The organism is Rhizobium leucaenae USDA 9039, from assembly GCF_000426285.1.
GTDB lineage: Bacteria > Pseudomonadota > Alphaproteobacteria > Rhizobiales > Rhizobiaceae > Rhizobium > Rhizobium leucaenae.
Map to the genome: position 1 here is coordinate 180,659 of NZ_AUFB01000012.1, position 10,934 is coordinate 191,592.

Annotated in this window: 12 protein-coding genes; 7 read left to right on the forward strand and 5 right to left on the reverse strand. The window is 60.7% G+C overall.

Annotated elements, in window-relative coordinates; genetic code table 11:
• The first annotated feature begins 41 nt into the window (after positions 1-41).
• Complete coding sequence (locus tag K290_RS0119290; RefSeq protein WP_028753461.1) at positions 42-662, forward strand: NUDIX hydrolase; 621 nt, start codon at positions 42-44, stop codon at positions 660-662.
• Here K290_RS0119290 and K290_RS0119295 read toward each other — a convergent pair whose 3' ends face one another.
• Positions 663-2,030, reverse strand: a complete 1,368-nt coding sequence (locus K290_RS0119295) for an aspartate aminotransferase family protein (RefSeq protein WP_028753462.1) — start codon at positions 2,028-2,030, stop codon at positions 663-665.
• Between the two features lie 82 nt (positions 2,031-2,112).
• Between K290_RS0119295 and K290_RS0119300 the strand changes: the two genes are divergently transcribed.
• Entirely contained in the window at positions 2,113-3,453 is a 1,341-nt protein-coding gene (locus K290_RS0119300) for a glutamine synthetase family protein (protein ID WP_028753463.1), read from the forward strand.
• 6 nt (positions 3,454-3,459) lie between these two features.
• Here the strand turns inward: K290_RS0119300 and K290_RS0119305 are convergent, their stop codons facing one another.
• Positions 3,460-4,407, reverse strand: a complete 948-nt coding sequence (locus K290_RS0119305) for a diacylglycerol/lipid kinase family protein (RefSeq protein ID WP_028753464.1) — start codon at positions 4,405-4,407, stop codon at positions 3,460-3,462.
• Positions 4,408-4,761: 354 nt separating this feature from the next.
• Between K290_RS0119305 and K290_RS0119310 the strand changes: the two genes are divergently transcribed.
• Together K290_RS0119310 and mgtE are read left to right on the forward strand one after the other, a co-directional pair.
• Positions 4,762-5,979: an MFS transporter gene (locus K290_RS0119310; RefSeq protein WP_028753465.1), complete on the forward strand. Its 1,218-nt coding sequence runs from the start codon at positions 4,762-4,764 to the stop codon at positions 5,977-5,979.
• Between the two features lie 389 nt (positions 5,980-6,368).
• On the forward strand, positions 6,369-7,742 hold the full coding sequence (gene mgtE, locus K290_RS0119315; protein WP_028753466.1) for a magnesium transporter: 1,374 nt from the start codon (positions 6,369-6,371) through the stop codon (positions 7,740-7,742).
• A 50-nt stretch (positions 7,743-7,792) separates the two neighbouring features.
• Here mgtE and K290_RS0119320 read toward each other — a convergent pair whose 3' ends face one another.
• Positions 7,793-8,266, reverse strand: coding sequence for an Lrp/AsnC family transcriptional regulator (locus K290_RS0119320; RefSeq protein ID WP_028753467.1), 474 nt, complete (start codon positions 8,264-8,266; stop codon positions 7,793-7,795).
• Positions 8,267-8,411: 145 nt separating this feature from the next.
• Here K290_RS0119320 and K290_RS0119325 point away from each other — a divergent pair, with 145 nt between their 5' ends.
• The 3 genes from K290_RS0119325 to K290_RS0119335 all read left to right on the forward strand — a co-directional run bounded on the left by K290_RS0119325 (position 8,412) and on the right by K290_RS0119335 (position 9,977).
• On the forward strand, positions 8,412-9,314 hold the full coding sequence (locus K290_RS0119325) for a DMT family transporter (protein ID WP_028753468.1): 903 nt from the start codon (positions 8,412-8,414) through the stop codon (positions 9,312-9,314).
• A 103-nt stretch (positions 9,315-9,417) separates the two neighbouring features.
• Positions 9,418-9,615 (forward strand): type II toxin-antitoxin system VapB family antitoxin, encoded by a 198-nt coding sequence (locus tag K290_RS0119330; protein WP_028753469.1) that lies wholly within the window; start codon positions 9,418-9,420, stop codon positions 9,613-9,615.
• Complete coding sequence (locus K290_RS0119335) at positions 9,612-9,977, forward strand: type II toxin-antitoxin system VapC family toxin (protein WP_028753470.1); 366 nt, start codon at positions 9,612-9,614, stop codon at positions 9,975-9,977. Before K290_RS0119330 ends, K290_RS0119335 begins: the two co-directional genes overlap by 4 nt.
• A 15-nt stretch (positions 9,978-9,992) precedes the next feature.
• On the opposite strand, the gene K290_RS0119340 is transcribed toward K290_RS0119335, so the two are convergent.
• The gene (locus K290_RS0119340) at positions 9,993-10,526 is read right to left on the reverse strand and encodes a GNAT family N-acetyltransferase (RefSeq protein ID WP_342426542.1); all 534 of its coding nucleotides are present in this window, start codon (positions 10,524-10,526) and stop codon (positions 9,993-9,995) included.
• The coding region (locus K290_RS0119345) for a 4Fe-4S dicluster domain-containing protein (RefSeq protein ID WP_028753472.1) at positions 10,526-10,934 on the reverse strand (409 nt) is incomplete at its 5' end. The genes K290_RS0119340 and K290_RS0119345, both read right to left, overlap by 1 nt.

Genomic DNA, 10,934 nt, shown 5'->3' on the forward strand with positions numbered 1-10,934 from the left:
GATCACCATCTGTTTTTTGACTTTCAACGCAGGAGCCGCTCATGGACCAGACCGACCCGCACACGAGCATCTTGCCCGATCCCGATGATCTTCCGCCATGGCAAGTTAAAAGCTCCGCCCATCTGCTCCACGACCGATGGCTGAAAGTCAGGGCCGACGCCTGTGTCACCGCCGAGGGCGTCGAGATTGCGCCCTATTATGTGCTGGAATATCCCGATTGGGTCCAGGTGGTGGCGCTCGATGCGGAGGATAATATCTACCTCCTTCAGCAATATCGGCATGCTCTCGGCGTCGTCTCGTTGGAAGTGCCGGGCGGCGCGATCGATGCCAGCGATGCCAACCCGATCGAAGCGGCTGCGCGCGAACTGAGAGAAGAAACCGGCCTTTCTGCCTCCGAATGGGAGTATGTCGGCGCTCTTGCACCGAATCCGGCCACCCACTCGAACCTTTCCCATATCGTGCTTGCCCGCAATGTCGAAATCGCCACCAAGCCCGCGGACGATCCGACAGAGCGCACTCGGCTTGTCCGCATGCCGATCCGCCAAGCCATCGGACTGGCCCTGGAGGGCAAGATGATCCAGAGCATTCACGTCGCGGGGCTGACGCTGGCCCTGCACAAGGCGGGCAAATGGGATGCGTCAGCCCTGGCGGTTAAAAGCTGACTACGGCTTCATTTCCGCCCACACGGCGTCGAGCGCCAGCCGTGTGATACGTACCATCGTGTCCACTTCCTCATGGCTGATGATCAATGGCGGCGAGGCCAGCATACGGTCGGCTGTTGCGCGCAGCACGAGACCGTTGGTCAAAGCGTGATTGCGCACGGCTGAGCCAACCGCGTCCGGCTTCTCGAAACGGCGGCGCGTGGATTTGTCGGCGGCAAGTTGCAGCCCGCCCATCAGCCCGATGCTGACGGCTTCGCCGACCATATCGTGATCCGCCAAGCTGCCCCAGGCCTTCGCGAAATAGGGCCCGATATCGTCGCGAACGCGCTCGATCAGCCGCTCATCCTCGATGATCCTCAAATTTTCGAGCGCTGCGGCGGCGCAGACCGGATGGCCGGAATAGGTGAAGCCGTGGTTGAACTCGCCGACTTGGTTGATCAAGACATCGGCCATGGGATCGCTGACCAACACGCCGCCGATCGGCAGGTAGCCCGAAGACAGGCCCTTGGCGATCGGCGCGAGATCGGGCTCGACGCCGAAATGCCGATAACCGAACCAGGACCCCAGTCTTCCGAAGCCGCAGATCACCTCGTCGCAGACGAGCAGGATATTCCGCGCCTTGCAGATACGGGCGATCTCCGGCCAATAGGTCGAGGGCGGAATGATGACGCCGCCTGCCCCTTGCACCGGCTCGGCGATGAAGGCGGCGACATTGTCCTCGCCCAGCTCATCGATCTTCTCTTCCAACTCGCGGGCAGCCTTGAGGCCGAACTCTTCCGGAGAGAGATCGCCGCCCTCGGCATACCAATAGGGCTGGCCGATATGGACGACGCCGGGGATCGGCAGGTCGCCCTGCTCATGCATGTATTTCATGCCGCCCATGCTGGCGCCGGCAACAGTCGACCCATGGTAACCGTTGCGGCGAGCGATAACGGCCTTCTTTGCCGGTTTACCCACTGCACTCCAATAGACGCGCGCCATGCGAAACCAGGTGTCGTTGGCTTCGGAGCCGGAATTGGTGAAGAAGACATGATTGAAATGCGGCCCGGCATGGGCGCAGACCTTCTCGGATAGAAGCGTGGCCGGCGTGGTCGTCGTGCCGAAGAAGGTGTTGTAGTAGGGCAGCTCGTTCATCTGGCGGATTGCCGCATCGGCGATTTCTGTTCGCCCATAGCCGATATTGACGCACCAAAGGCCGGCAAAGCCATCGAGGTATTTCTTGCCGTTGCTGTCGAAGATGTAGACGCCCTGGCCGCGCTGGATGATCCGGGCGCCATCGGCATTCAACTTCTTCATGTCCGCGAATGGATGGAGATGATGAGCGGCATCGACGGCCGCGAGATTGGAACGGCTGGAAGTATCGGACATCGTTTGCAGAATCCCTGTCGGATTGAAAGGCTGACCTCGATCGTTTACGACCATGACGTGAGCAATGGGGATTGACAAGGGCATGGCGGCTGACAACGCAACCGAGGGCACGGCCCGTATCGAAGTGTTGATAGCGGACATGAACGGCCGGCTACGCGGCAAGCAGATCCCCTTGGAAGCGGAAAAGAAGGTCTGGTCCGGGGCCGTGCGCCTGCCGACCTCGACGCAATCCCTGGATATATGGGGCGACGACAATGATGACCTCACCGGCCTGTCGCTGACGATCGGCGATCCCGATGGCACCTGCGTTGCCGATCCACGCACGCTCGCGGACATGCCCTGGGCACCGCCGGGCTCGAAGCAGGTGCTGGCGACGATGCATGAACTCGACGGCAGCCCGAGTTTCCAGGACCCGCGCGCCATTCTTGCGGCAGTCGTCGATCGCTATAAGGCCCTCGGTCTGACGCCTGTCGTTGCGACAGAGCTGGAATTCTATCTTCTTGCCGGCGACTGGCGCGAGCGCGGCATCCCCTCGCCGCCGGCGGCGCTGATGTATCGTGGCGAGCCGAATGGCTATCAGCTCTACGATATGGATGCCGTCGATCTGCTCGGTGATTATCTCGAAACCCTGCGCGCCTATACCAAGGCGCAGGGTCTGCCGGCGGACGCCACCACGGCGGAATTCGGCCCAGGGCAGTTCGAAGTCAATCTGCTGCATCGCCCGGACGCGCTTGCCGCTGCCGATGACTGCACCGCCTTGAAACGACTAGCCGAGCAAGCGGCGCGCAAGCACGGGCTCAAATCGACGTGCATGGCGAAACCCTATACCGATCATGCAGGCTCCGGCCTGCATGTGCACGCCAGCATCATCGACGAAACGGGCCGCAATATTCTCGACGCGGCTGGCGGCGCGCCAATGAGGCTGAAATCGATCTGTGCCGGTCTGCTGCAAACGCTGCAGGATGCGCAATTGGTCTTCGCGCCCTACGCCAATTCCTATCGCCGCTTCCAGCCGGGTTCGTTCGCGCCAATCGACCTCACCTGGGGCTACGGTCATCGCGGAACCGCGGTTCGCATCCCCGAAAAGGATGGACCAGGCGCCCGTATCGAGCACCGCGTCGCCGGCGCCGATGCCAATCCATATCTGATGCTGGCGGCAATTCTCGGCGGTATGTTGCTTGGGTTGCAGGATGAGCTCGATCCGGGAGTAGAGACGACCCCAAGCCATGTGTCGGCCAATGCGCCGCGTCTTACGCATGATTTCCTGACCGCCGTCGAGCGCTTCCGCGCCTCTGCCTTCATTGCCGATATTTTCGGGGAGCGATATCAGAAGCTCTATGGCGATACGAAGCACAAGGAAGCGATCCGCCATCTGCGTACCGTATCCGATTTTGACTACCGGACCTATCTGCCGCGACTTTGACGGATTTCAGACGACCGCGCTGCTGATGGAGTCTTCCTCGGCAGCCCGCGTGGCCGTGCTCTGCTTGACCATCACCCTCAGCTCGCCGGCATGAAGTTTGAGTGCGACATCGCGTTCCAACGGCAGCAGCTCGCCATCGACCACGCAATTGGCCAGGCTGCGCAGCTTCGGAAAATGCAGGTGCACTTCGCGCGTATGCATGACCATGACATCGGCGTTTTCGCGGAAGCGGCCACGCAGCATATCGATGGCGAGCCGTGCAACGCCGAGCGGCCGCAACGGCCTTGCCGTATAGAAGCCGAGTTCGCCGCCGCGCAGATCGTCGGCGTAAAGCAGCGTGTTGGCACCAAAAGGATTGTTGGAGACGGAAATCGCCGAAATATGCCGGCGCTCGCGAACTCCCTCCGCTTCGAAATCGACATCGAATTCCGGCGGGTTGAAGACGACACCCAAGGCGGCGCGGATGCTGGCAGATATCTTGCCGATGCGCGAACGATAGCTGTAAGCATTGCGATACCGCACCATTCGCGCGTGCAGCCCGGCGGAAAACTGGTGGATGAATGGCCGGCCGTTGGCGCTGCCGATATCCACGTGATCGACCTCGCCGGTCGCAAGCACGTCCAGCACCTGCCAGATATCGAGCGGCAGCCGGAGCGAGCGGGCAAAGAGATTCATGGTGCCGGCCGGGATGACGCCGAGGGCGACACCGTTTTTCCAAGCGACCGCGGCTGCCGCGGAAATCGTGCCGTCACCGCCGCCCGCAACGATGCCATCGATATCGTCACGGCGCGCCGCACGCTCCATGGCGGCAACGACTTCGCTGCCCGAGACGACCAGACCTTCGAAATCATGGCCGGCGTCCCGGAAAACCTGCTCTGCCTTCATTTCGTAGGCGTCCATGTCCGTCGTCTTGAACGTGCCGCCATCGCGATTGAAAAAGCCGATCAGTTTCATCGAGGCTCCCGGTTTTCCCGTTGAATCTGTCTCAAGAAGGATCTGCTCCCCGCACCTGTTAGTCCAAAAATGGTTTCGGATAGGGCGATTTCAAGCGTTGTTAAACGATGAGCCGCGATCGGTGCGGGTGACCGATTGCGCAATAATCTCATCCGCACTTATGCGCATGGCGATATGCTGCGCTGCAAAAAACGCACGCGACAGCGATATCGCCCTGATTCATAGTATTAATTGAGGTGCGTTCGCGCCTCTTCCGTCTTTCATTCCGCATCGTGCATCCGAGACCGAATCCCGGTTTTCCCAGCCCGTTGCCCGCTTTGCGGCTTTCTGCATGATTGCCGCCCAGGAGTTTTCGTGAGCGATATCGCCGTCGACCTCATTGATTCCCGGTCCGGCCTCGAGGCGCCGTCACGGACGGCGATCGCCCTTGTCACGCTGGCACTCGCCGTCGGCAGCTTCGGCATCGGTACGGGTGAATTCGTCATCATGGGCTTGTTGCCTGAGGTCGCCGATACCTTCGGCGTCACGACCCCGCAAGCAGGCCATGTCATCAGCGCCTATGCGCTCGGCGTCGTTGTCGGCGCGCCGGTCATCGCCGTTCTCGCCGCCAAGATGGCGCGACGCACTCTGCTTCTGCTGATGATGGCAATCTTTGCAGCCGGCAATATTTCCAGCGCTCTGGCTCCGACTTTCGAAAGCTTCGCGGCTCTGCGTTTCATCACCGGCCTGCCGCATGGCGCTTATTTCGGCGTCGCGGCGCTTGTCGCCGCCTCGATGGTTCCTGTCCATCGCCGCGTGCGTGCCGTCGGCCAGGTGATGCTCGGCCTCACCATCGCTACCCTGATCGGCACGCCGATCGCCACCTTTCTCGGCCAGCTTTTGAACTGGCGGGCGGCCTTCATGATGGTCGGCGGCGTTGGCCTCGTGACCATGCTGCTGATTGTCCTGTTCCTGCCCAAGGACAAGGTCGAGGAAGGCGCAAGCATAGCCCGCGAGCTGGGGGCTCTTCGCCGCATCCAGGTGTGGCTGACGCTCGGCATCGCCGCAGTCGGTTTCGGCGGCATGTTCTCGATCTTCAGCTATGTCGCGACGACGACAACGCAGGTTGCCGGTCTGGGAACAGGCATGGTGCCGGTCGTGCTGGCGCTTTTCGGCATCGGCATGAATGTCGGCAATGTCGTCGGCTCGCGCTTGGGCGACCTGTCGCTCAAGGGCACGATCGGCGGCATGATGGTCTTCAACGTCGTCATCATGACGCTGTTTTCGCTGACCGCGGCCAATCCCGTGATGCTCTGCCTCTGCGTCTTCCTCATCGGCTGCGGTTTTGCCGCCTGCCCAGCGGTGCAGACGCGTCTCATGGACGTTGCCGCCGACGCGCAGACGCTGGCCGCCGCCTCCAACCATTCGGCCTTCAACATCGCCAATGCGCTCGGCGCCTGGCTTGGCGGTATGGTGATCTCCTGGGGCTTCACGGCGGCATCGACGGGCTATGTCGGCGCCGTGCTCTCCGTCTTCGGCCTGATCGTTTTCGGACTTTCAGTCGCTTTGGAGCGCAACGGCCGGAGCGCATGAGGCTGGAGGGCAAGGTCGTTCTGGCCGGCTTCTGAACCCACTCATTCCCTTCGATCGGCCGGGTGCACGCCACCGGGCCGATCTCGTTTTGACATTTTTGCAACAACGATTCCTGCAAGGCCTAAGCCTTTAGCCGCCCAACACAAAATTACCTGCGACATTGTGGCATTAACCATCGGCGCCACTTGACTTTTCGCCTCTTCGGAGCGACTTCTCCCGATGTGGGGAACACGTGTTTTTCCATACCGATTAACCGGAGCCATCTTACGATGCCTAGCGACAGTAGTAGTCGATTGCCTTTGCCGTCAGTGGCTTTCGTGCTGTAACCGACTCCTGTCGGCTCGCCACGATCTGTCACGACGGCGGATCGACCGGAAAGGCGAGCTATAATGAACATCAACAGCTTTCCCGTGCGGGCGGGCAATGCCGCTCGTGCATTTATCAATAATAACCGCGCCCTTACCATTGCAGAACGCGTAGAATCGTTGAACGCGCTCGAGGCCGGCGAAGCCGCACGCATCCTGGCCAAGATGCCGGAGGAGCGGGCCGTTCGCATTCTCGATCGGCCGGAACTGCGCAACGCGCCTGCCATTCTCGAAGTCATGACCAACGCGGACGCCGCACGGCTGCTGCACGGCATGTCCAACGACCGCGTCGCCGACATCCTTCTCGAACTGGATGACGACGCACGCACTCGGCTGTTCACCACCCTTGAAGAACCGGCTCGTGTCGCGATCCAGGACCTGATGGGTTATCCGCCGCGCACGGCCGGTGGCATCATGACGACGGAGTACGTCAGCGTGTTCGCCAGTTGGACCGTTGCACAGACACTCGACCATGTGCGCCAGGTAGAGCGCTCCCGCGAGACGGTCTATGCCATCTATGTGCTCGACGACGACACCCATGCGCTGCTGCATGTCGTGACGCTGCGCCGTCTCATCACCGGCCAGCCCGACGCCTGCATTCTGACCGTGGCACAGAAGGGTACGCCGGTCACGGCGCCCGCGCTGATGAAGCAGGAGGATGTCGCGCGGCTGATCCGCCGTCACGACCTGCTCGCCCTGCCGGTCGTCGACGAAAACGGCCTGATGCTCGGCATCGTCACGGTCGACGACGTCATCGATACGATGATCGCCGATACGACCGAAGCTGCGCAGCGGTTCGGCGGTATGGAGGCCCTCGGCCAGCCCTACATGAAGATCGGCTTTGCGGGCATGATCCGCAAGCGCGCCGGCTGGCTCGCTGCCCTCTTCCTCGGCGAAATGCTGACGGCCAGCGCTATGCAGCATTTCGAAGGCGAGTTGGAGAAGGCTGTCGTGCTGACGCTGTTCATCCCGCTGATCATGAGTTCGGGCGGCAATTCCGGCTCGCAGGCGACCTCGCTGATCATTCGGGCACTGGCGCTCGGCGAGCTCAAGCTGTCCGATTGGTGGCGCGTCGCGTTGCGTGAAATGCCGACCGGCATCGTGCTCGGCTCTATCCTCGGTCTCGTCGGCTGTGCCCGTATCGTGCTCTGGCAGACCATTGGTCTCTTCGACTACGGTCCGCACTGGCAATTGGTCGGCGTTACTGTTTTCGCCGCGCTGATCGGCATCGTCACGTTCGGCTCTCTGGCCGGCTCGATGCTGCCATTCGCGTTGCAGAAGCTGCGCCTTGATCCGGCCAGCGCATCGGCGCCATTCGTCGCAACACTGGTCGATGTGACCGGGCTGGTGATCTATTTCTCGGTCGCACTGCTGATCCTCAGCGGCACGATGCTTTGAGGGCAATGTAAATTTCGACCAGAAAAGGGCCGGCGACGGCCCTTTTCATTTCAGCCCGGCACCGGCAGCTTCAGGGCACCGTTGGTCTTGACGCTGCGGATTGCGAAATTCGAGCGCAAATCGGAGACGCCGGGGAGCGTCAGAAGCTTTTCCGACATCACCCTCTCATAGGCGGCAAGGTCCTCGACGACCACCTCCGCCAGGAAATCCGCAGCTCCCGAAATCAGGTGGCAGGACACGATTTCCGGGATAGCGAGCAATGCCGCCTGCTGTGCCTCCGAATTCTCCTTTGAGTGATGGCCGACCTTGAGTTCGACGAACACCGTCAAACCGAGGCCAGCCTCCTTACGGTCGATATCGGCGCGATAGCCGCGCAGCAGACCCGATTTTTCCAGATTGCGAATGCGCCTCAAACAGGGCGACGGCGACAGATTCACCTTCTCGGCGATTTGGACATTGGTGGCCCGCGCATCCTCTTGCAGGCAATTGAGGATGGCAATATCGAATTTATCCAGTTTTGGCATTTCTATAAACTCTCTTCGCCCGTATTGGCGGATAATTGCTCATAGCACTTTCTTTGAGCCATAACTAGCAAGGACATGCCTCGGCCTTCGGAGCTATCTTTTCTTCAACCGGATGATGATCCCAACGGTTCGAAAGGATACGTCGATGAGTGCTTTGACCTTCTCTTCCCGCAAGACAATGCCCGCTACGGTCGGCTATGCCGGCGCCATCATTACGGTGCTGATCTGGGCTAACTGGATTCTTGCAACGCGTCACACCGCTGAAACGCAGATGGGCACGATCGACCTCGGATTGATCCGCTACGGTATTCCGGCGCTGGTGCTCTCTCCCGTCTGGCTGCGCACTGGGCTGTTGCCGAAAGGCGTGCCGCTGAAGCTGTTGGCGCTGATGGTCTGCGGCTCAGGCGCGCTTTTCTTCCAATTGACCACTTTCGCCATTCACTCCACGCCCGCCGGGTCGGCCGGCATTCTGCTCGGAGGTTCGATGCCGCTGGCGACCGCATTGATCGGCGTGCTGCTCTTTCGTGAACGGCCCGACATCACCCGTTGGCTCGGCCTCGGCGGCATCGTTGCCGGCGTCGCCATTCTTTTGGCACGCAGCCTTTCCGGCACGGAGATTTCCTGGGTCGGCGTCACGCTGCTGCCGCTCGGCGCCATACTTTGGGCCAGTTACACCCATGCGTTCCGCCGCTCCGGCCTGAACGCCATCCAGGCGAGCGCTGTCATCGCCATCTGGTCGTTCCTCATCCATGTCGGTCTGGCCCTGATCTTCGGCAGCTCGCTCGCCTCCGTCCCGCTGCCGGAAATCGGCCTGCAGGTCGTCAGCCAGGGCCTGCTTTCGGGCCTCGCCGCCACCCTCGCCTACGGTCTCGCCGTTCAGGCTCTGGGCGGCTCGCAAGCCGCCGCCTTCACCGCGATCACCCCGGTTCTCGCCACCTTCGGCGGCGGGCTGCTGCTCGGTGAGCCGCTTGGCATGACGGAGATCGCAGCCGCTGTCGTCACAGGAATGGGCGTCGCGCTTTCGACGGGAGTCTTGTCCAAGAAATAAGTGTCGGAATCGGCAAGGGAGAGATCGAAGGCTGCCCTCGGCAGCCTTCCGCATTGAGAATAGCATCATTCGATGCTAATTTTGATGAAGAAGGAGCATGCCAATGCGGACCACAGTAGCCATTGATGACAAATTACTCGCGGATGCACGCGAAGCCACCGGATTGGCTGAGACGTCAGCGATCGTGCGCGAAGCGTTGAAGGCACTTGTTGAGCGCGAAGCTGCGAGAACACTCATACGGCTCGGCGGCACAGAACCGGATATTACAGCCCCTCCTCGTCGTCGGTTTGGCGTCGAATGATCTTGGTCGATACGTCGATCTGGATCGATCACTTTCATTCGTCAGATGCGAAACTCCAAGCTCTATTGGAGCAAAAACAGATCCTCATCCACCCCTTCGTGATCGGGGAGATCAGCCTTGGAAACCTCAGACAATATGATCTTGTTATGAGAAGCCTGGGCCAGCTATATCAGATTTCAAAGGCGTCAGAGGATGACGTTCTTTATTTTATCCGGAGCAACAAGTTACAAGGTGTGGGCATTGGCTATGTCGACGCTCATCTGGCGGCGGCCGCAATGTTGACACCAGGCACTTATCTTTGGACGCGTGACAAGCGGCTTCATCGCATTGCCGAAAATCTCAGAATTGCTGCGCTACTGTAGACAGCTAAACTGTGCTCAGAACCACAGCGCCATGGCGACGCGCCGATCTGGATCCGCGCCATGGTCAATCTCGAATTTCAAGATTTCAAACAGTCCCGCCGGCATCTCGCCTTCATCCAACATACGCAATCCAAGCGAGGCGTAAAACGGCGCGTTGAACGGCACATAGCGATCCGTCGTCAGTGTGACACCTGATGCGCCGCGCTGCCGCGCCGTCTCGATCACGGCCTGCATCAAGCGCCGACCGACACCTTTTCGCTGCCAGCGCTGCATGACGTCGATCTCCACGACATAGATCGCACCATCAAGCTCTGCCCCCGCGGCGAAGGCAAAGGGGTGATCCACATGATCGACCGCCACGAATAGCAGCTTCGCGTCGAGCGACTTCTCCAGCGTCTGGCGTGGCACAGTTCCGCCCGCGCCCTGCCTGCCCAGCGCCCGGCCGAGAGTTGCGAAGGCGTCGATCTCGATTTCCGACAGGAAATCCAGATCAGCGGAACGAGCAAGGCGAATCTTGTAGGCGTCGTACCCGATCTCCCCCATGCTCATCACATATTCGGATAGACCGGCCCCTCACCGCCCTGCGGCGGCACCCAGTTGATATTCTGGTTGGGGTCCTTGATATCGCAGGTCTTGCAGTGGACGCAGTTCTGGGCGTTGATCACGAAGGTCTCCTGGCCGTCCTTTTCCACCCACTCATAGACGCCGGCCGGACAGTAGCGGGTCGACGGACCGGCATAGATGTCGTGCTCCGAGCGCTTCTGCAGGCCCATGTCCTTGACCTTCAGATGCACCGGCTGGTCTTCCTCGTGATTGGTGTTCGACAGGAACACCGAGGACAGCCGGTCGAAGGTCAAGACGCCATCCGGCTTCAGATAGGCGATCGGCTTGTGCTTGGCCGCCGGCTCCAGCGATTGCGCATCGGTCTTGCCGTGCTTCAGTGTGCCGAAGAAGGAA

Coding starts and splice junctions, on each gene's coding strand:
- K290_RS0119305 (WP_028753464.1), bottom strand. CDS start 4,407: ATGAAACTGATCGGCTTTTTCAATCGCGATGGCGGCACGTTCAAGACG.
- K290_RS0119335 (WP_028753470.1), top strand. CDS start 9,612: ATGATCTTGGTCGATACGTCGATCTGGATCGATCACTTTCATTCGTCA.
- K290_RS0119325 (WP_028753468.1), top strand. CDS start 8,412: ATGAGTGCTTTGACCTTCTCTTCCCGCAAGACAATGCCCGCTACGGTC.
- K290_RS0119295 (WP_028753462.1), bottom strand. CDS start 2,030: ATGTCCGATACTTCCAGCCGTTCCAATCTCGCGGCCGTCGATGCCGCT.
- K290_RS0119300 (WP_028753463.1), top strand. CDS start 2,113: ATGGCGGCTGACAACGCAACCGAGGGCACGGCCCGTATCGAAGTGTTG.
- K290_RS0119290 (WP_028753461.1), top strand. CDS start 42: ATGGACCAGACCGACCCGCACACGAGCATCTTGCCCGATCCCGATGAT.
- K290_RS0119340 (WP_342426542.1), bottom strand. CDS start 10,526: ATGAGCATGGGGGAGATCGGGTACGACGCCTACAAGATTCGCCTTGCT.
- mgtE (WP_028753466.1), top strand. CDS start 6,369: ATGAACATCAACAGCTTTCCCGTGCGGGCGGGCAATGCCGCTCGTGCA.
- K290_RS0119320 (WP_028753467.1), bottom strand. CDS start 8,266: ATGCCAAAACTGGATAAATTCGATATTGCCATCCTCAATTGCCTGCAA.
- K290_RS0119330 (WP_028753469.1), top strand. CDS start 9,418: ATGCGGACCACAGTAGCCATTGATGACAAATTACTCGCGGATGCACGC.